The following is a 20,331-nucleotide window of genomic DNA, read 5'->3' as shown; positions in this document are numbered from 1 at the left end:
CTTCGTTATTATCATGTTTTTGCTGGAAAGTTGCATGGCACAGAGCGCTGAAACGGAGAGTGACCTGCCCCCGAAAAGAGAGTTCAGAGCGGTCTGGATTGCCACTGTCGACAATATTGATTGGCCAAGCAGCAAAAATCTTTTACCTGAGGAGCAGCAGGAAGAATTCTCCAATCTGCTCGATTTTCACAAACGGGTAGGGATGAATGCGGTGTTCGTGCAGGTGCGCGCCGCGGGTGACGCATTTTATGCCAAAAGCCCCGAACCGTGGTCCGAATGGCTTACGGGCGTGCAGGGCCGCAAGCCCGACCCGATGTGGGACCCGCTCGATTTCATGATCGCCGAAGCGCATAAGCGCGGACTCGAATTTCACGCCTGGCTGAACCTCAACCGGCTCGTCCATAAATCTTCCAAAAGTGTTTCCGCCGAGAATATCAGCCGACTCCATCCCGAATGGATTTTGAGCTACGACGGCTATAAACTCTTTGATTTCGGCATTCCCGAAGTGCGCAAATTCATTACTGATATGACGGTGAACGTGGCCAGAAATTACGACGTGGACGGCATTCACTTCGACGATTATTTTTACCCGTATGCCGCTCCCGGGCAGACCATCCAGGACGACGCTACATTCAGAAAATATTCCGATGGCTACACCAATAAAGCCGACTGGCGCCGCCATAATGTGGATTTATTGGTAAAACAAATCCATGAAGCGCTCCAAGAACTGAACCCTCGACTCAAATTCGGCATCAGCCCGTTTGGCGTGTGGCGCAACAGGGACCGCGACGCGGAAGGCTCCAAAACATTTGGCGCGCTCGCTTCGTACGACGATTTGTTTGCCGACAGCCGCCGCTGGGTAAAAGAAGGCTGGATCGACTACATTGCGCCTCAGGTTTACTTTTCGTCCGGTTTCAATCGTGTGCCGTACAAAAACCTAGTCGATTGGTGGACCGAAAACTGTTTCGAGCGACATTTATATATAGGTATGGGCGCGTACCGTGTCGGATATAAGGATAAGGATTCGCATTGGTCGAATCCGAAGGAGATTCCCAACCAGGTCCGCTACTTCCGCAATGTGGAAGCGGATGGGTCGATATTTTTCAGTTCGAGGTCGCTGCGGGCCAACAGCCTGGGTTTTGTCGATTCGCTGAGGAGGGATTTATTCAAATATCCTGCATTAATCCCGACCATGCCCTGGAAGGACAAAGTGCCGCCACTATCGCCTAGGAGCCTGAAAGCCACCTTGTTATCTCGTGGCATTGAGCTCACCTGGGAGCAGCCGGATGCCGCGGCGGACGGCGATAAGGCCTGGTATTACGTCATTTACCGCTTCCCGCCGGAGGAAAAGGCGAGCGCCCACGACCCGCGCCGCATCCTCGGAATGTGCCACGAGGGTGAAAAATTCGTGGACATGACAGCCGAATCGGGCAAAAGATATGTTTATTATGTTACAGCGGTGGATCGTCTGCACAATGAAGGCCGGCCGATCGGTCCGTTGCGTGTGGAAGTACACGATCAGAAGCTAGTCCGGTTTTAGTTATGAGCAACGCCATTCAATACGAATACAAGCCCGAGCATTTCATCGCGTCGGCACCCACCAAATACAACTCCGAAAGCCTTCGTACAGAGGAAATGGTGCTCAATATGGGCCCGCAGCACCCGTCGACGCACGGCGTACTTCGCCTCGAAGTGGTGACGGACGGTGAGGTGGTGATAGACGTCGTGCCGCATTTGGGATACCTGCACCGCTGTTTCGAAAAGCACGCGGAATCGCTGCCATTCAACCAGATTATCCCTTACGTGGATCGGATGGATTACGTGGCGGCCATGAACTCGGAACATGCTTATGTGATGGGCGTGGAGCGCATGCTGGGCATTGAAAACGATATTCCGAAGCGCGTGGAGTACATCCGCGTGGTGGTGGCCGAGCTTAACCGGCTGGCCTCACACTTTGTCGCGCTCGGTACGTACGCGATGGACATTGGCGCGTACACGCCGTTCCTGTGGATGATGCGCGACCGTGAGCAAATCCTGCGCCTGCTCGAATGGACGTGCGGCGCGCGGATGCTGTACAATTATATCTGGATAGGTGGCTTGTTCTATGATCTGCCGGTCGGTTTCGAAGAACGTTGTGCGGAGTTTATTAAATATCTGAAACCGAAGCTGATCGAATTGCAGCAGCTTGTGGTGGATAATAAGATATTTATTCAAAGAACCGCGAATGTAGGCGTGCTGCCTTTGGACGTCGCCATTAACTATGGCTGTACCGGTCCAATGCTCCGCGGTTCGGGTTTGAGATATGATTTAAGAAAAGTGGACGGCTATTCCGTTTACCCCGAGCTGGATTTTGAAATACCGATCGGCGAAGGAAAACTGGGCAAAGTGGGGGATTGCTGGGACCGCACCTGGGTGCGCGTGGTCGAATGCTGGGAATCGGTGAAAATCATCGAGCAAAGCCTGGTGCAGTTGCAGGGAGATCACAGAAGAACCCGCGATTTTGACCCGCAAGCGTTGGTTCCGAAGAAAATAAGGCCGAAAGCGATGGATTTCTACGTCCGCGGCGAGAGCCCGAAAGGGGAGCTGGGCTTCTATTTCCGCACCGACGGCCGCGCTGATATTCCTGTTCGCTGCAAGGCGCGGGCTTGTTCATTCAATAACCTTTCGGTAATTGGTGAAATCTCAAAAGGCGCATTGCTGGCCGATTTAGTCGCTGTAATCGGCTCGATCGATGTTGTAATGGGAGAGGTTGACAGATAATATAGACTAATATATGAATGGAAAGAGCCGCATGATCGCGGCTCTTTTCATTCATATATAACTCTTAACTACGCTTCCGCAGCTACACCAACTAAATCGTGTTTCGCAAGGAATTCAGCGATTTGAACGGCATTAGTAGCAGCGCCTTTACGCAGGTTATCCGCTACGATCCACAAGTTCAGCGTTTTAGGCTGAGACTCGTCGCGGCGGATGCGGCCTACGAAAGTTTCGTCTTTGCCGTGCGCCGTTAATGGCATTGGGTACAATGCATTTTTCGGGTCGTCCTGTACGATTACGCCTTCGGTTTCGCTCAGGATCTGACGAACTTCTTCCAGATCGAATTCGTTTTCAAATTCGATGTTAACTGCCTCAGAGTGACCACCGATCGTTGGGATACGCACAGTCGTTGCGGTTACCGCAATGCTGTCGTCGCTCATGATCTTCTTCGTTTCGTTAGTCATCTTCATTTCCTCTTTGGTATAACCATTGTCGAGGAACATATCGATGTGCGGAAGCACGTTCAGGTCGATCTGGTGCGGGTACACTTTGTCTTTGCTGTGGTCGCCAGCGCGCTCGGAGAACAATTGATCCACGGCTGCTTTGCCTGTTCCTGTTACCGATTGGTAAGTGGAAACAACCACACGCTTAATTTTATATTTTTTGTGCAAAGGATTCAGAACCACCACCATTTGAATGGTCGAGCAGTTCGGGTTTGCGATGATCTTGTCTTCTTTCGTCAACTCTACTGCATTGATTTCCGGAACAACCAGTTTTTTGGTCGGGTCCATACGCCATGCCGATGAGTTATCCACCACTGTGATGCCTGCTTCCGCGAATTTCGGTGCGAGCGCCAATGAAGTGCTACCGCCGGCCGAGAAGATCGCGATCTCCGGTTTGGCAGCAATCGCATCCTCGAAGCCGATCACCTTTATCTGTTTACCCTTGAATGTAACTTCCTTACCAACAGACCTTTCAGATGCGACGGCCAATAGCTCCGTCACCGGGAAATTACGCTCTTCGAGCACTTTGAGGATTTCGCCGCCCACCAAACCGGTAGCGCCTACTACTGCGATTTTCATTCTTGCATTAAGATTAAAAATGGATAGAATATGATTTACTCCCTGCAAACGACTTGCGCCGCCTCGCAAAAAGTGCCGCAAATTTACGCAGTTTTTTAGAATGATACCGGAAAATCAACCATTAATGCATTAAAATTCAGGAAGGAAGATAAATCCGACATTTCAGAGTTGTTTAATAGGCTTTCAGATTTTTGAAATCATACAATCTTCCTGGTGTGATGCACGCGTCGAGCGGAATGTCGTAACCATCGATATCTTCTATCGCCTCCACTTCTTCAAAGAGGGAAAGGCCTATTTTGATGCAATCAGGGCGGGTTTGAGGCAAAAAGCGGTCGTAATAGCCGCCGCCATAACCGACTCGGTAACCTTTGCGGTCGAACGCGAGAAGCGGTACCAGTATAATGTCGATTTCTTCGGGTCGTATTTTTTCAGCAGTCAATGGGTCAGGTTCAGGAATTTTCCATTGATTTAAAACCAAATGCGTGGAAGGCGTTACCAAATAATGCTCCATTTCACGCGTGCCGGGAACAATGTAGGGTGCTGCAATGCGCATGGCAGGAAATGCAATGCGGAACGACTCAATAATGAAAAAGGTGTCGATTTCGCGCGAGCCGAGTTGCGGCAGGAAGGTGTGGAGTGTTTTGAAATGATTTTGCTGAACGTATTTTTCCAGATTCTGCGCAATGAGGGCATTTTTTTCGATCAGCCATTGCCCGTCGGCCTCCTTTCTTTTTTGTAAAAACTCCTTGCGCAATGCCGCCTTTTTCATCGGGTAGTGTCGTCTTTTTGGGGATGTAATCGCGGGAAATTTCGCCTTTTTATTCTATTGTTCGTACTTTCACGGTCTGATTTCAAAATCTTTAACTATTGTATAGAATCTAAGACATGAGCAAAATTAAAGTTGACAATCCCGTCGTAGAGCTGGATGGCGATGAAATGACCCGCATCATCTGGAAGTTTATCAAGGAAAAACTGATCCTCCCTTACATCGATGTAGATATCAAATACTACGATTTGGGTATCGAGTACCGCGACGAGACCAATGATCAGGTGACCATCGATGCTGCCAACGCTATCAGAGAATACGGCGTGGGTATCAAATGTGCAACCATCACACCTGACGAAGCCCGTGTTGAAGAATTCGGTCTGAAACAAATGTGGAAATCGCCAAACGGAACCATCCGTAACATCCTCGATGGTACTGTGTTCCGTGAGCCGATCGTAATGCAAAATGTGCCGAGACTAGTTACCAACTGGACAGCGCCAATTATCGTAGGACGTCACGCATTTGGTGACCAATACCGCGCTACCGACTTCGTGGTACCTGGAAAAGGTAAACTGACGATCAAATTCGAAGGCGAAGACGGACAAGTGATCGAGCACGAAGTGTACCAGTTCAAAGGTGCAGGTGTAGCGATGGGTATGTACAACATCGACGAGTCGATCCGCGGCTTCGCGCGTTCATGCTTTAATGTGGCTTTGGACAAAGGATGGCCATTGTACCTTTCTACCAAAAACACGATCCTTAAAAAATACGACGGCCGCTTCAAGGATATTTTCCAGGAAGTGTACGAAAACGAATACAAAGGAAAAGTACATTACGAGCACCGTCTGATCGACGACATGGTGGCTTCCGCATTGAAATGGGAAGGTAACTTCGTATGGGCTTGTAAAAACTACGACGGTGACGTTCAGTCGGATACCGTTGCGCAAGGTTTCGGTTCACTGGGTTTGATGACTTCAACTTTGGTTACGCCGGATGGCAAAGTAATGGAAGCTGAGGCAGCACACGGAACAGTAACCCGCCACTACCGCGAGCACCAGAAAGGCAAGCCAACTTCCACTAACCCAATCGCTTCCATCTTCGCATGGACCCGCGGCCTGGCGTTCCGTGGTAAGCTGGACAACAACCAGCCGTTGATCGATTTCGCTAACGCTTTGGAAAAAGTGTGTATCGAAACTGTGGAAAGTGGAAAAATGACCAAGGATTTGGCTGTTGGTCTGCACGGAAACGATGTGAAACATGGTGATCACTACCTGTACACAGAAGAGTTCCTAGAAGCGATCGACGAGAATTTGAAAGCTGCATTGGCATAATAACCACAAATAGTGGTACAAAGCCATCGGTTTCGCAAGAAGCCGGTGGCTTTTTTTGTGGCGGGTACTATTTTAATATATATTACTAAGAATGTACTCAACAAACCCGACCTGCTAATGAAACTTTTCTACATAGGGACCGTGCTAACAATGCTGACCGTGAATGGTTTGCAAGCCGGTAGTTATGTAGCATTCCCGCAAGCGGCCGTGCAGGACACCGTCGCCACGGCCGATTCTGCGCAAAAAGTAATGCAAAAAGACCTGATCGACGTGCTCAGGAAGTGGAAATCGAAGGACAAATCGGATTCTGTGCGTGTTCCGAAGATCAAATCCGGCAAGCCGATTTTCTCGCTGGTACCTGCCGGCGGCTATACGTTATCTTCCGGCCTTACAGGTTCACTCAATGCAAACATCGCATTCTACACCAGCAGCCCGAAAACAACTAATATTTCCAGCATTACCACTAATTTCATTTATACGGAATACAAGCAAATGACGATCCCCGTCCAGGCCAACATCTGGACGCGCCATAACAACTACAATTTCATCGTCGACTGGCGGTTTTTCAAATATCCGCAGGATACTTACGGCCTGGGTATGGATTCCAAAATCAGGGATGCTACTAATTTGAAATACAAGCATTTGCGATTGCATCAAACGGTTTTAAAGCGGATTGGCAAGTCGTTTTTCGTGGGATTGGGGTTTGCCTATGACAAAAGGTGGCAGATCATGCAAACGGACAAGGAAGAGAAACTGAACCAGGATGTGAGAGATTATGGGTTGGGGACAAAGTCGTCGTCAGTCGGGCCGCTTTTTACGCTCGCCTATGACAGCCGGACGAATTCCATCAATCCTTTGAAAGGCTTTTACAGCAATGTTCAGGTGCGGCCAAACATGAAAGGGCTAGGCAGTACCAATGCCTGGCAGTCTGTCGTGATCGACGTACGCCGCTATTTCAACCTGCCTCAGGGAAGCCAGAACACCCTCGCATTCTGGAACTACAACTGGCTCACCATCGGCAAGCCACCCTACCTCGACCTTCCCGCCACGGGCTGGGACCCGACAACCAGTATTGGTCGAGGTTACATTCAGGGCCGTTTCCGCAGTCCTAATCTGCTCTATTTTGAAACGGAATATCGCTTCGCATTGACTAAAAACGGTCTTTTCGGAGGCGTACTCTTTGCCAATGCGCAAAGTGTATCCGATTGGCCTTCCAAAAGCTTCCGGCGCATTGCTCCCGCAGGAGGATTGGGAATTCGTATCAAGGTAAATAAGACGTCCGGCGCTAATATCGCGATTGATTATGGGTTTGGGATGGACGGGTCTCGGGGGTTGTTTGTGAATTTGGGGGAGGTGTTTTAAATTGAGGAATGAACCTGCACGCACAAATAATAGAAGAGGACGGCAAACCCAAATTCGCGGTTTTGCCTATTGAAGTATACGACGCCTTGCAGATGGTGCTCTCCGAGTTTGACAGCTTTGAAGACCTTTCGGACTTTTTATCAGCTCTGAATGTGAAAGCGGAAGCCAAAACCTGGCATAGTCTGGAAGAAGTGAAGACGCAACTGGAAATTGACTAAGGTTATTGGCAATGTGGGTCCAGCGGATCTATATCGAAATTTGTCGGCTTTGATCTTCTTAGGTACTGTTGAGCGGTCTTCAATCTTGAATCGCCATCAGCCTCATTCTCCGCGAATGGGTGGCAGGAAATTACCTCTCTGAGATTATCCGCAAATGTCTCAGGCAACGATGTGCCTAATTTTCTATTTTTAGGTTTTTTAACCAATTTCATCATAGAAAGCGATTTCGCAAATTTGATTCTGCTATTTCTTTTATCTGCCGATTTCTCTCGATGAGAAATTCTCTCATATAATTTTCCAAAATGAGGTGATTAAAAAATCTCCCGGCGAGGCCAAATGGAGATTGGAACCGGAAGACATCCTTCATGACGGTGCCGGTGCCCGTTGGTTCAAAGAAATGCTCATGTTTCATTGACTTAAAAGCTCCTTGAGTCATTTCATCCACAAACTGGACATAGGGTTCGGCAAATGTTATTTTTGTTGTCAGCGTCTGCCATATTCCAAAGTGCTTGGCTCTCCATGTAACTGAATCGCCTAATTTCATGATACCGCTGGCAACGCCGGCAACAATGTGTTCACCGGTTCTACTTGCTGAGATCTTGTGCAGGTCAACATTGAGGGAAAGTTTGTAACATATTTCCGGTGAAGCCTCTATTGGCGTTTGAAGTAGAATGGTTGGCATCTTGATTATTTAAAGTTTGGATTATGGCAATTCACAATTAGTACGACAATGTCAAGCCGTCCGCGGGCCTTATTCCTCTTTTATGATTGATGGCCTGCTCCACCCGCTTTTGAAAATCATATCAAGGCCAACTGCTTCGTCACAATCGTAATGTAAATGTGCAACGATTCGGGAAGCGGCTCCAGTATAATCGTTTTCAAAGTATGGGTTCTAATCAGAAACGAATTCCCAAACCACGTTCAAATCTTTTAAATCTAGCAAAGCTCCGAGCAAATATGACTTGCTAAGTCTATGCGTATCGTCTCGAAAAACTGATCTGCAATAGCCAGAAATTTTTTGAAATTAGTTCTTAGACGATTCGTCGCGCGATTGTGTATTGTTATATGATTTAAAGATATATTAATCTACTGAATTTCAGGAAGATGCATATTTATTTTCCCTCCTAATTGCAACCACACAACGAACTAGAAAAAATAAGCTGTAAAGCTGTCAAGGCCAAGTAAAGGCGAAGCGGTATGAAATTTGGTTGTCGTTGCGTGGAAAAATCTGGGTTACAACTCTCAGTTTGCATGATTTCATAGCGAGCGACAGCACAGGCGCGTTTCCCTTTGATAACAATTCAATGCCGTTAAAAAAACACATTTGAGTATTACGGGAGAAACCTGCTGTTTTGCGTGAATGTAATTTAAATTGATGTTATGATGACGAGTAACGAATTAATAAACCTGATAAATTGGAATGACATTGGAATCGGCACCTGTCGACTATACGTAAAGTTATTCGAAAGGGAAGTCTTATTTACTTTCTTCTCCTCCGATATAAAGCGTCCCAAAATTTCTGAAAAAATGTTCGAAACGCTGACGGATGTCCTAAAAATTGAAACTAACCAGCTCGACCTAATAAAAGACCTGCTTTGGGAAGAATGCCTTTTTGCCTTTCAGGTAGCAGATTACGGTTGCATCCCTAATAACGGAGAGACGCACTTACAAGCGCACTTAAGGGAATTTGGTATAGAAAACCGAGAAGATGCCTATCAAAAAAGTGAGCTCGTGAAAATGGAGATTCAAATACATTGCGATAGCGATAATCTGGCGGCAAGATACGCCGAAATTAAAATTAATTCCGCCTCTGACAATCTAATTAGCATAATTGTTAAAAACGGAGAGATCATTGATTTTGACGATAACGGCACATATCTAGGGCAGTTCGAAGACGAGTCGACATTCGCGAGGGTTAAACGCAACAATGTATTAAGTAGGATATGAAGTAGACGAAGGATTTAGTGTCCAATAGCCAGAACGTTTTGGAAGTTAGCGTCTTAGACGCTTCGCCGCGCGATTGTGTATTGTTAATATGGTTTGAATTCCTACTAACTCACTCAATTTCAGGAAATGCACAATCAGTTTCTCTCCTAATTTTAATCGCATAACGGTTATTAATTTGTCAGTTCAATCTTCCCGCCCCTCCTTCCGATTCGCATCCGCCATCCGCACAATCTTAGGCGAGAACTTCGCCAGCACATGCACCAGGTCGGATTGCGCAGCAATCACATCCTCAATATTCTTGTAAACCATCGGCGATTCGTCGAGGTCGCCGCCAATGAGTTGAATGCCATTGTCCTGCAAAATCTTATTCATCTGGCTCCGGGTGGTGGTGGAAAGCGCCTTCGTACGCGACATGACGCGGCCGGCGCCGTGGGAAGCGGAGTTGATGGAAGCGGCATTAGCTTTGCCTCGGATGACGTACCCCGGCTGACTCATCGAGCCGGGAATAATACCGAGTTCGTCGGAGCCGGCGGGCGTGGCGCCTTTGCGATGAACGATTACTTCGCGGCCGTCGGCGAGGGTTTCTTTCCAGGCGAAGTTGTGGTGGTTTTCTATCATTTTTAATGGCTTCTCACCCAGTGATTTGGCCATTTTGTTGTGGATTTCGTGGTGGTTGGCCGAGGCATAGTCGCCGGCGAGGTTCATCGCGATCCAGTATTCCTGGCCTTCTTCGGTGTTTAAGTCCAGCCATGCTAAATGCGCGGCTTGCCATGGAAGCACCGTCTTTTGCATAGCCAGTTTGGAATAGTAATTGGCCACGCTTCCGCCGAAGCCGCGCGAGCCGGAATGCGAAAGAAGCGACAGGTATTCGCCTTTGGGTAAATTCAAAAGCGGGTCGTTTTCAAATACTTCTACAATACCCCATTCTACAAAATGGTTGCCGGTTCCCGAAGTGCCGAGCTGCCGGTAGGCCTTGTCTTTCAACGAACGGATCGTTTTGGTGGCTTGCCATTCGGGTTGGTCCATCACACTTTCGTCGTACTTGCGCGCAGTTTCGCCGCCCATGCCGAATTTGGTGTTTTCGGTGAGGATCTTTTTCAGGAAATGCGGCTCGCGTTTGAGGTAATCGGTAGGAATGTCAAAGACCGACATACACATGCGGCAAGCAATGTCGACGCCCACGGCGTAGGGGATAACCTTATCGGGTTCCGTGGCAAGCACGCCGCCGATGGGTAATCCGTAGCCCTGGTGGGCATCCGGCATTAATGCGCCAGCGACCGATATGGGTAAACTAACGGCGGTTTCCATTTGCGCCAATGCACCTTCCTCAATCTGCTCTTTGCCGAAAACGGCGTAATGCAGCTTGTCCTCGCGGAGGTTGAATGTGTTCTTTCGGGCAGGCTCTTTTTCTTCCAAAGTGAGTACCGCCTCTTCATTATAGATAAGCTCCTTGCCGTCGTCGGTCAGGGAAATTTCCGTGCCGGCTTTTTTGAGGTCATAGACGGTTTTGGCCAGATTAGTGAGCTTATTTTTGGAATAGGCGTACTTTTTCGGGTCGTTCAGCATTTTGACGAGCATCAGAAATACCTTCTCTTTCGGGTATTTCGCACGTTCATGCAGGCCATTTGCCACCCGCAGGAATGCGGCGTGCAGGTGTTCCGGCACGTTGGCCAGATAGGTGATTTCTTCTATTGTGATGGGTGTGTCCATAAGACAAATATCGCTGAATGTGCCGCCATTTCAAGCAGTTCGGGTTTGCCGCCTGCTCATTGATACGCGGCCATTAAATCTTTCTTGACATAATACAATGCAACTGTTAAAAAACCCGTACCTTTGCGGGCAATTTGTTGATACAGTTCGCAGTACCTTCTTTAACTTAATTAAAACGTTGCAATGTCCGCAGTAGCAGAGCAAACCCGGTTGGCCGACCGCATCAACGCCCTCGAAGAATCTTCGACGCTGGCGATGACCAAAATGGCCCGTGAACTGGCCGCCCAAGGCCATAAAGTGATCAGTCTGAGCGTTGGAGAGCCAGACTTCAAGACGCCCGCACACATTTGCGAGGCCGCTAAAAAAGCCATCGATGATGGTTTTCACGGTTATTCACCCGTAGCAGGTTACCCTGATCTGCGAAAGGCCATTGCCGATAAGTTAAAGCGCGACAATAATATAGATTGGAAACCCGAAAATATCGTGGTTTCAACCGGTGCCAAGCATTCACTCGCGAACGTGATCCAGGTTCTGGTAAATCCCGGCGACGAAGTGGTGATTTTCGCGCCTTACTGGGTGAGCTACTCCGAAATGGTGAAACTGGCCGAAGGAAAATCGGTGATCATCGACGGTGCTTTTGAAAATGATTTCAAAGTAACTGCGGCACAGCTCGAAGCTGCCATTACCCCACGTACTAAAGTGGTAATGTACGCTTCGCCCAACAACCCGACTGGCGCTGTTTATTCAGAAAAAGAATTGAGAGAGATCGCTGCGGTGCTCGAAAAACACGAAGGCGTGTACGTGCTGGCAGACGAAATCTACGAATATATCAACTTTACCGAGGAAGGCCATTTCAGCATCGGTTCTATTCCTGCATTGAAAGACCGCGTGATCACTGTGAACGGTGTGGCGAAAGGTTATGCGATGACAGGCTGGCGGATCGGGTTCATCGCTGCCGCGAAATGGATCGCGGATGGTGTTGAGAAATTGCAAGGCCAGGTTACTTCGGGAACCAACTCTATCGCGCAAAAAGCGGCTACGGCTGCATTCAACGGTCCGAAGGAGCCTTCTATCGAAATGGCGAAGGCATACCACCGCCGTCGTGACCTCGTGGTAGGTTTGCTGAAAGACATCGAGGGCTTCAAAGTGAATGTACCCCAAGGCGCATTTTACGCATTCCCGGATGTAAGCTACTACTTCGGAAAGTCTGATGGCGAGACTGTTATCAAAGATTCCGACGATTTTTCCAACTGGCTTTTGAACAAATCCTACGTTTCGACCGTAGCAGGTTCAGGTTTCGGTGCGCCAAACTGCATCCGTATCTCAACCGCCGCTGCCGACGAAGCTTTGGAAGAAGCGGTAAAGCGTATCAAAGAAGCGGTTGCGACTTTGAAATAATATCAAAATGAAATCATAAAAGCCTCATGGGTGTTACCTGTGAGGCTTTTGTGTTGTCGATAATAAGAAGCGCACACCATTAAATTTAAAGTAAACGAGCCAAAAGCTGACGCCGAAGGCCGACCGCCAACAATGAGCAAATATTATTTTTTAAAAATAAAGGAGATAGAAAAAGAAACGGAGGAGGCTGCGACCATCCATTTCTGGCACCCGATCAACGAAGTGGTTCAGTATCGTCCGGGGCAGTTCCTGACATTGCTGCTGCCTTTCGAAGATAAAAAAATCCGGCGGTCGTATTCGATGTCGAGCTCGCCTTATACCGATGTTTCGCTGGCTATTACCATTAAGCGCGTGCCGGGCGGCTATGCGTCCAATCTTCTGCTCGATACGCTGAAAGAAGGCGACGTGCTCGAAACATTGGAGCCGATGGGCCATTTTTTCCCCAAACAGGCCGACGACCAGACGCGCCAGGTGGTGTTTATCGGTGCAGGAAGCGGCATTACACCATTGTTTTCAATTCTGAAATCGGTTTTGATGGTGGAGCCGGAAAGTGAAATTTTCCTGATTTACGGAAGCCGACGGGAAGACAGTATTATTTTTAAAGACAAAATCGCGGCGCTGGAAAATAAGTATGGCAGGCGGATCACGGTTGTGCACACATTAAGCCAGCCCGGTGAAGGCTGGGAAGGCGAAACTGGCCGGTTGAACAAGAGCCACGTCCTTAAAATCATCGAAAAGCTCCCTACGCTGAACATCAAAGAAGCAGAATATTTCCTCTGCGGCCCCGAGGATATGATGGAAGAATCGCATCGCGCGCTTTCCATTCTCGCCGTTCCAGAGAGCAAAATCCGGAAGGAGAGCTTCATTACCGCAACTTCCGCCAAGCCCGGCGAAGTGACCGTGGAGCCCGAAGCAGAGGATGATGATTCGCCCAAAACACGCGAAATCACGCTGTTTTACGAGGGTACGGAGTATAAACTACCCGTAAAGCCGCACGAAACAGTGCTCGAAGCCGCATTAAATATGGACATTGACCTGCCGTATTCGTGCCAGGCGGGTATGTGTACGGCTTGTATGGGCCGGTGCACATCCGGAAAAGTGCAAATGGATGAGGAGGATGCACTTTCGGAGGCGGAAGTGAATGAAGGATTTATCCTCACCTGCGTTACACATCCGATGAGCGATGATGTGGTGATTGAGGTTGAGTGACGATTTTGTGTATTTAAATGCAAAGGGCAGCGAGTCGTTCGCTGCCCTTTTTGCTTAATCTTTCTTGGGCGGAAGCGGAGGCTTGGGTGCCGGTGCGGGTTTCGCCGGGACTGCCGGGACCACTTTTGCCGGTGCCGCCGCCGGAGCGGGTGGGGGAGGGGGTGGCGTGCCTGCGCGCTGTAAACGCGATCCGCGGACCACGCGTGGCGCGCGCGGAGGCTCTTCGATACCCTGCATTTTCCGGTAATTAAATGTTTCCAACCCTATATTCTTACCAAGTTCGCTGATCTTGAAATTCACCTCCTCGATCTCCCTCTGTATTTTTTGCTCGGGGACGTCGGCCTTGAATGCTTCCTTGGTCGTATTGGAAATCTGGTTATTGAGGTCGGAAATAACCTGTTCCTGTGCTTTGATCTGCTGCTCAAAATCTGCTAACTGCTTGTCAAGTTCCGCGTCGCTGAGCTTCGATTCTTTTCCATCCTGATTAAAAAGAACGGATCTTTTTTCCATTAAGTCGGACCTCATCTCTTCGGCACGCCGCTTTTTCCACTCGATCTTCTCGATTTCACGTTCAAACCGCTCTGTTTCAAACCGATATTTCTCGCGCTCGAGATGCAACTCCTGCAATCTCGCATGATAGGGCTTCAACTCTTCATGCATTGCGCGGATTTTTTGGTTGATTTCCCACATCTTTTTGTCGAGCGTATCATTGCCTGAGTACTCGAATCCCGTTTCAGGCGCTTCGATATGCACGCCGGCATAAGCGATTTCCGGCTCTATACTTTCCAGCACGGCTTCTTCAATAGCAACTTCGGCCACTTCTTCCACTTCCTGCTCCACACGGGTTTCTACTTTTGCCGGCTTCCGTTTTTTGACAGTCATATGTTTGGCGGCCTTCTTTTCCTTGTCTTTTTCAACCTTTTGTGCCACCGCATAAGCCGAAATGCCAATGACCAGTCCGATTGCGAAAATCATTGCAGGAAGGCTTGAAAACGTACGGACAGGTTTAGGATTTAACCCTAAAACACGCTGTACGCGGTGCAGGAGCAGTGGTTTTTTGGAAGCAAATGCCATGGCCAGGCCGGGCGTTGCCTGCCATTCGGCCACTTTCACCAGGGCATGGGCGAGGGACATTTTGTCTCCGCAAACGACCAGCGCGATGTCGTCGCAGCAATGCTCGCGTTCTGTACGGACTTTTTCGGACAGCCACCAGATCGCAGGATGGAAGAAAAAGATCACCTCCACGAACGATTGCAGCATATTAATCAGGTAATCGTTCCTGCGGATGTGCGCGAGCTCGTGTGCGAGAATCGCCTCAACCTGGGCTGTCGAAAATCCTGAAAGTAACCCGATCGGGATCAGTACCACCGGCCTGAACGTGCCTATCACCATAGGTGTGAGCACTTTGGCCGTCTCGCGGAAGTCTACGGATTGCGAAATATTCATTTTGGCAATCATCACCCCGAACCTCGCGCGCCACTCCTTGTCCATCACCAATTGGGCGTTCATGCGGAGTCTTTCGGTGAAAATCCAGCCACCGGCAAAGCGCAGCAGGAGAATGCCCGAGCCGATAAGCCAGCAAATAACGAGCTCGTGCAAATGAGCGGTGAGCCACATTTGTACTTTCAATGTAATGGGAAGGTCGCGCGACACTTCCGCCCATGTGCGGGATGCCGACAATGCGGTGTAGCGCGCCAAAGTTTTTGTATTGGAAACCGCGCCGGTGGTTTTAGGATAGTAGTAAATGAATGTGGCGACAGAAGCGAGAACCTGGGCGAAAAGAAAGCCAACACCCGCGAGGTAGCGCGTGCTGGCGGATTTTTTTCTCAAAAAATAGAATGCGGCCACGGCGACCAGCAGCAGCAGTGTTCCCTGCCAGATCGAATGGATGAGCGTCCAGCCAAATGCGGAAACGGCGGGACCGGGTAACAGATTTGAGAAGAATTTCATGGCTAACGATTGTTTTCCAGGTTATTTAATAACTCGCGAATTTCATCCAGTTCTTCCTTGGAGGTGGTGTGATTCCCCAGCGCCTGCATGACCATCTGTGCCGCAGAGCCCTGAAACAGGGTTTCAACCATTTTACCTACCAAGTTCTGCTGCGTTTCCTCTTTGCCAAGGAGCGCCACGTAAATATGCGATCGGCCTTGCTCGGTGCGGTAGAGCAGCCCTTTGTCATGCATAATCTGCATGAGTTTCAAGGTGGTGGTGTAGCCAACATCCTTAGTTTCGGAAAGGGCGTCATGCACGGCACGGACAGTACTAGGTCCTGCCTGCCAGAGGTAGTTCAGGATTTCGAGTTCAGAGTCAGTGGGCTTGATATACATGGTGCTAGTTAATTACGATAATCTTCGTACCAAAGATCTACGAAAAAAATCGTACATGCAAGCCTTTACTACGATTTTTTTCGTAGTAAACTAGAATTGATATCTAATGTATTGCTTTTGAGGTAATTATGCAATAAAAAAGTCCGGCCATGCGACCGGACTTGGTATTTTGTGATGATTTGTGTGCTAAACGTAGGTATTCAGCATAACTGGCATGACCAGCATCAGAATGTCTTCATTTTCCTCCTGATCTACGGGAATAATCAATCCGGCGCGGTTTGGAGCGGAAAGTTCGAAAGTGATGGTTTTGCTCGAAAGATTACCCAATACTTCGATGAGAAACTTCGCATTGAAACCGATTTCCATATCGTCTCCATTGTATTCGCACATCAGGCGCTCGTTGGCTTCGTTAGAATAATCGAGATCTTCCGCGGAAATGACCAGGTCATTCAGCGCCATTTTCATGCGCACCTGGTGGGTAGTCCGGTTGGAGTAGATCGAAATACGGCGCAGGGAGCTGAGTATTTCGAGACGATTAATGGTGAGCGTGTTCGGATTGTTGGTCGGGATTGCGTTCTCGTAATCCGGGAAGCGCTCGTCGATCAGCCGGCAGATCATGCGGATGTTTCCGAAGCTGAAAAATGCATTGGAAGAAGTGAATTCCGCTTTTACGGGTACATCTTCCGATGGCAGGCAGCTTTTCAGCAGGTTCAATGCTTTTCGCTGGATGATCATCGACGTGTCAATGTCCGATTTAATGTCGGTACGGCGGTAGCGAACGAGGCGGTGACCATCGGTTGCCACGAAAGTAGCGCTTTCAGCCCCCATTTGCACGAAAACCCCCGTCATAGCCGGGCGAAGATCGTCGGTGCTGGTTGCAAACAATGTGTTGGAAATAGCCGAACCCAATGCAACCGACGAGAAATCCACGGACTGGCCGCGGTTCACAACCGGCGTTTTCGGGAAATCGATCGGGTTTTCGCCCGACAGTTTATAGCGGCCGTTATCGGAAATAATTTCGGTACCAAATGTTTCGGCATTCACCTGCAAGGTAATGGGTTGCTCGGGCAGGCCGCGGAGGGTGTCGAGCAGCAACTTTGCTGGAATGGCAATAGCTCCTTTTTCGGATGATTCCACTTCAATTTCCGTAATCATGACGGTTTGAAGATCGGATGCGGTCACGGTGAGAGAATTTCCGTCGAGCGTGAGCAGGAAATTTTCGAGGATTGGCACAATTGGGTTCGTTGAAACGACACCGTTTATAGCTGACAGCTGTTTGAGTAGAACTGATGACGAAACGACAAACTTCATAATTCGTGACGTAAGTGTTTGGTTGATAGATTTATATGCGGAAGATTCCGGAAAAACTTGATTGTAGGGAACAAAAGTATAAAAAATTACGGAAGCGCCATCCGCGTTGTTACCCAAATTTTCGGAGGCGCAGGTAATATCTGAGTGCTCCAAAAAGGCCGATTAGTGCCACCGGTAGCAGCAAATTAAGCGCCTGCCAAAACTTCCGGCTTTCCTGAATCTGGATTTTGTCCAAAGCGCGTATGGCAATCTGTTTGCTGCGCGCATTGATCAGGCCATTGGCGTCGGTCATGTAATCGAGCGCGTGGAGAACAAAATCCTTGTTTCCGAATGTCTGCTTCGCCACGCGGTCGTAGCCGAGCGGTAGCGGCGCATTCCTTTTATAATCATAATCGTTCACAATCAGGTCGCCGTCCGAGCAGATAATCACCTTTCCGGCGCTACCACTCGCTTTGAACGTTGCAGCCCGCGGATCACCGGGCAGAATGCGATTTTGAAAGAGCGATATGAATGATCCTTCGAGCAGCACGCCGGCGAGCTTGCTACCCGAATGGTATTCCGACGGATCGGGGTCCTTGCGCGCCTCGTTGTAACCTACGAGCGCGGGCGCATTCACGAGCTGAGTATAGGGCGAGGTCATGAGCAAAGGTGTTTTTACAATGCTATTTGCGCCACCCACCGTGTCAATTGAGCTTAAGAAGCGGGCGTAAACCGCATTCAGATTGCGGGTAATGGTGTGTTTTCCAAAGTTGTTGAGCAATGGGAAAAAGCGCCACGGCACGGGCCGGATCTCCGGATTATCGCCCACGTTGCCTACATTCAGCAGAATTTGCGCGCAGTTCAAATCCTTTACCAGGTTGGTATTCAGTCTGATACCCCATTTGAAGAACAAATCTCCCAGGTTCAGATCAAGCGGTTGGGCATAGTTGCCATCCAGGCTTACACTGTCGACTTTTGCGCCGTCCACAAAAAACAATGCTTTGCCGCCGCCAACCACGTATTGATCGAGCTTGTATTTTTCCTCATCCGAGAATGCGCTGTCGGGTTTCATGATGATCAATGCATCAAGCCCTTCGTAGGATTCGGGGTTGTTCATGTCCAGAAATACATCGTAGCTCTGCTGGATTGTGGCAATTATATCGCTCAAACGGGCGGGGGAAATTTTCGTGTGGCTTACCACAAACCCTACTTTTTTGCGCTCAGGGTTCGCCAGCACGCGAATAGCGGAGGCGAGTTCGAACTCGACGCCTTCGTAGGATTGGTTGAGCTGCTCCTCCGGCGAGCTGGCTTTGTTGCCTTTTAATAATTGAACCGGCACGGAAAGCGTGTCAGCCTGCACAATCACGCCGGGGAAAATAATTTTTTCCGTGCGCTTGCCATCTTCGTTCGCGAAGACATTGGTTGGGTTCAAGCCGCGGTCGATGAGGCTCATGTATTGTTTCTGGCGTTGCTCTTCGCTTGTAGCGTCGGAAGGGTCGGAGTAGTTGACGATCAGGTGGCCGTTGGCGTAGGTTTTAAATTCCTCCAATGTCTCCCGCGTGGCGCTTTCGAGACGCTCGAAGCCGGCAGGAAAGTCGCCGTTGAGGTACACATTCACGATCACGTCTTTCTCCAAGCTGCCCAGAAGCTGCTTGGTGGCATCGGAAATGCTGTACCGTTTGTCTTCGGTAAGGTCCCACCTGAAAAACACCGACGAAGCCAGCCAGTTGATCCCGGCCAGAACAACCACGAGCAGTACAAACCGGGTAAGATTTTTTTTCATTCGCACAAGGCTGATTACTAACAAAAATGGACGATTCAGACGAACCGCCCATTCCTGCAAAAATATAAAAAACCGAAAATCAATCCGGTTTTATTGCCTTCATAAGGCAGGTTATTTCTTTTTATATGTACAAGCGGAGTTGTCGGCCGCCACGTAGTACGACTTATAATTTGTGGCTTTTGGGTCCATGCAGCCTTTCAGATTGAGCAGTTGGATGTTACGGAAGTCGATCGGGTGGCTTTCGGCCTGTAATGCAATGTAGCCGCTGCCGAGCTTAGTGCCATCTCTTTTTCGCCATTCCGCTTCATCAGCCACTTTGCCGTCTGCGAAAGTGTGATTCTTCCCGACATAGCCGCCGCCAATGCGCGGATTGGTGTAAACGAGCACCGTATCGCCTCCGATCATGTGGTAAATGATCGAGTCGCCGAGCACGATCGCCTCCGCATCCACCCATTGATCACCATTATAGGTTTTGGAAGATGAATTAATACAATGCGCTTCGTCCAGTTTGCCGTTGATATCCACGATCGTTCCCGGTGTGCAGAGGTTACCTGTGTTACGCTCGCCTGCATTGAGGCCGCCCAGGTACTGCATTTCCAAAGAAATCGGAAAGTCCTGATCAATGCCCAGGCTCGCCGCCGATTGCGAATGCAGCATAATGCCGCTATTCCGCACATTCCACGACGCACCGCCGGGCACCTGGTTGCCCGTAAAGCGGTATTGCAGCCTGATTTTGTAATGTGAATACGGCTTGTTGTAATACATATGGCCATACTCGGTCGTGAACTTATCATACTCCTTATAGTTCACGCGGATCATGTTATCCTCCACCAGGAAGGTGTTTTTGTGGTTATCATTCACCTTATGCCCTGCAATTTTAATATCCCAGCCCGTGAGGTCTTTGCCGTTGAAGAGGGATTCCCATTCTTCCTTGTCGGCGGGTTTTTGGGCTTGGGTTGTAATGGATATCAACGAGGCTAAAAGAAGCAGGAAAGTTTTGCGGTTCATAGAGAAGATTTTTGTGGATAATACCATTTGATAAGCCATTACAGGCATTTGCACAACGAATGGAAGGTACGCCAGGCTGTTTTCTACCTTCGGTGCAATGCCTTTAATTATTATTTATTGGTTAAATTTATGTCTGATGCTGA

17 protein-coding genes are annotated in these 20,331 nt (G+C 49.0%); 8 read left to right on the top strand and 9 right to left on the bottom strand.

Annotation, left to right across the window (positions count from 1 at the left end; translation table 11 throughout):
• Positions 1–34: 34 nt before the first annotated feature.
• Together DFER_RS18530 and DFER_RS18525 are read left to right on the top strand one after the other, a co-directional pair.
• Positions 35–1,540: a glycoside hydrolase family 10-like protein gene (locus tag DFER_RS18530; protein ID WP_229206042.1), complete on the top strand. Its 1,506-nt coding sequence runs from the start codon at positions 35–37 to the stop codon at positions 1,538–1,540.
• 2 nt (positions 1,541–1,542) lie between these two features.
• Entirely contained in the window at positions 1,543–2,760 is a 1,218-nt protein-coding gene (locus DFER_RS18525; RefSeq protein WP_015813182.1) for an NADH-quinone oxidoreductase subunit D, read from the top strand.
• Positions 2,761–2,828: 68 nt separating this feature from the next.
• On the opposite strand, the gene DFER_RS18520 is transcribed toward DFER_RS18525, so the two are convergent.
• Entirely contained in the window at positions 2,829–3,839 is a 1,011-nt protein-coding gene (locus tag DFER_RS18520) for an aspartate-semialdehyde dehydrogenase (protein WP_015813181.1), read from the bottom strand.
• Between the two features lie 172 nt (positions 3,840–4,011).
• A complete protein-coding gene (locus DFER_RS18515; protein WP_015813180.1) occupies positions 4,012–4,608 on the bottom strand; it encodes a 5-formyltetrahydrofolate cyclo-ligase in 597 nt (198 codons plus the stop codon).
• A 116-nt stretch (positions 4,609–4,724) separates the two neighbouring features.
• Between DFER_RS18515 and DFER_RS18510 the strand changes: the two genes are divergently transcribed.
• The 3 genes from DFER_RS18510 (at position 4,725) to DFER_RS18500 (ending at position 7,516) form a co-directional block, all read left to right on the top strand.
• Complete coding sequence (locus tag DFER_RS18510) at positions 4,725–5,936, top strand: NADP-dependent isocitrate dehydrogenase (protein WP_015813179.1); 1,212 nt, start codon at positions 4,725–4,727, stop codon at positions 5,934–5,936.
• Positions 5,937–6,053: 117 nt separating this feature from the next.
• The gene (locus DFER_RS18505) at positions 6,054–7,298 is read left to right on the top strand and encodes a BamA/TamA family outer membrane protein (RefSeq protein WP_015813178.1); all 1,245 of its coding nucleotides are present in this window, start codon (positions 6,054–6,056) and stop codon (positions 7,296–7,298) included.
• Positions 7,299–7,306: 8 nt separating this feature from the next.
• Positions 7,307–7,516, top strand: coding sequence for a hypothetical protein (locus tag DFER_RS18500; protein WP_015813177.1), 210 nt, complete (start codon positions 7,307–7,309; stop codon positions 7,514–7,516).
• Between the two features lie 211 nt (positions 7,517–7,727).
• On the opposite strand, the gene DFER_RS18490 is transcribed toward DFER_RS18500, so the two are convergent.
• On the bottom strand, positions 7,728–8,198 hold the full coding sequence (locus DFER_RS18490) for an SRPBCC family protein (RefSeq protein WP_015813176.1): 471 nt from the start codon (positions 8,196–8,198) through the stop codon (positions 7,728–7,730).
• Positions 8,199–9,043: 845 nt separating this feature from the next.
• On the opposite strand from DFER_RS18490, the gene DFER_RS18485 reads away from it, so the two are divergent.
• A complete protein-coding gene (locus DFER_RS18485) occupies positions 9,044–9,463 on the top strand; it encodes a hypothetical protein (protein ID WP_143828762.1) in 420 nt (139 codons plus the stop codon).
• Between the two features lie 183 nt (positions 9,464–9,646).
• Here the strand turns inward: DFER_RS18485 and DFER_RS18480 are convergent, their stop codons facing one another.
• On the bottom strand, positions 9,647–11,173 hold the full coding sequence (locus DFER_RS18480; protein WP_015813174.1) for an RtcB family protein: 1,527 nt from the start codon (positions 11,171–11,173) through the stop codon (positions 9,647–9,649).
• A 183-nt stretch (positions 11,174–11,356) separates the two neighbouring features.
• On the opposite strand from DFER_RS18480, the gene DFER_RS18475 reads away from it, so the two are divergent.
• Both DFER_RS18475 and DFER_RS18470 read left to right on the top strand, forming a co-directional pair.
• Positions 11,357–12,571 (top strand): pyridoxal phosphate-dependent aminotransferase, encoded by a 1,215-nt coding sequence (locus tag DFER_RS18475; RefSeq protein ID WP_015813173.1) that lies wholly within the window; start codon positions 11,357–11,359, stop codon positions 12,569–12,571.
• Positions 12,572–12,703: 132 nt separating this feature from the next.
• Positions 12,704–13,780: a ferredoxin--NADP reductase gene (locus tag DFER_RS18470; protein ID WP_015813172.1), complete on the top strand. Its 1,077-nt coding sequence runs from the start codon at positions 12,704–12,706 to the stop codon at positions 13,778–13,780.
• 54 nt (positions 13,781–13,834) lie between these two features.
• Here DFER_RS18470 and DFER_RS29285 read toward each other — a convergent pair whose 3' ends face one another.
• From DFER_RS29285 to DFER_RS18445, 5 genes are all read right to left on the bottom strand, one after another.
• Positions 13,835–15,730, bottom strand: a complete 1,896-nt coding sequence (locus DFER_RS29285) for a M56 family metallopeptidase (RefSeq protein WP_015813171.1) — start codon at positions 15,728–15,730, stop codon at positions 13,835–13,837.
• Positions 15,731–15,732: 2 nt separating this feature from the next.
• On the bottom strand, positions 15,733–16,107 hold the full coding sequence (locus DFER_RS18460; RefSeq protein WP_015813170.1) for a BlaI/MecI/CopY family transcriptional regulator: 375 nt from the start codon (positions 16,105–16,107) through the stop codon (positions 15,733–15,735).
• Between the two features lie 186 nt (positions 16,108–16,293).
• A complete protein-coding gene (gene dnaN / locus DFER_RS18455; RefSeq protein ID WP_015813169.1) occupies positions 16,294–17,418 on the bottom strand; it encodes a DNA polymerase III subunit beta in 1,125 nt (374 codons plus the stop codon).
• 109 nt (positions 17,419–17,527) lie between these two features.
• Positions 17,528–19,180 carry a gliding motility-associated ABC transporter substrate-binding protein GldG gene (gene gldG / locus DFER_RS18450; protein WP_015813168.1) on the bottom strand — a complete coding sequence of 551 codons (1,653 nt, stop codon included), beginning with the start codon at positions 19,178–19,180 and terminating at the stop codon, positions 17,528–17,530.
• A 111-nt stretch (positions 19,181–19,291) separates the two neighbouring features.
• Positions 19,292–20,188 carry a 3-keto-disaccharide hydrolase gene (locus DFER_RS18445; RefSeq protein WP_041735275.1) on the bottom strand — a complete coding sequence of 299 codons (897 nt, stop codon included), beginning with the start codon at positions 20,186–20,188 and terminating at the stop codon, positions 19,292–19,294.
• Positions 20,189–20,331: the final 143 nt, after the last annotated feature.

Source organism: Dyadobacter fermentans DSM 18053, from assembly GCF_000023125.1.
GTDB lineage: Bacteria > Bacteroidota > Bacteroidia > Cytophagales > Spirosomataceae > Dyadobacter > Dyadobacter fermentans.
The sequence above is the reverse complement of the archived record's forward strand: the minus strand, read 5'-3'. Positions and strand labels throughout refer to the sequence as shown.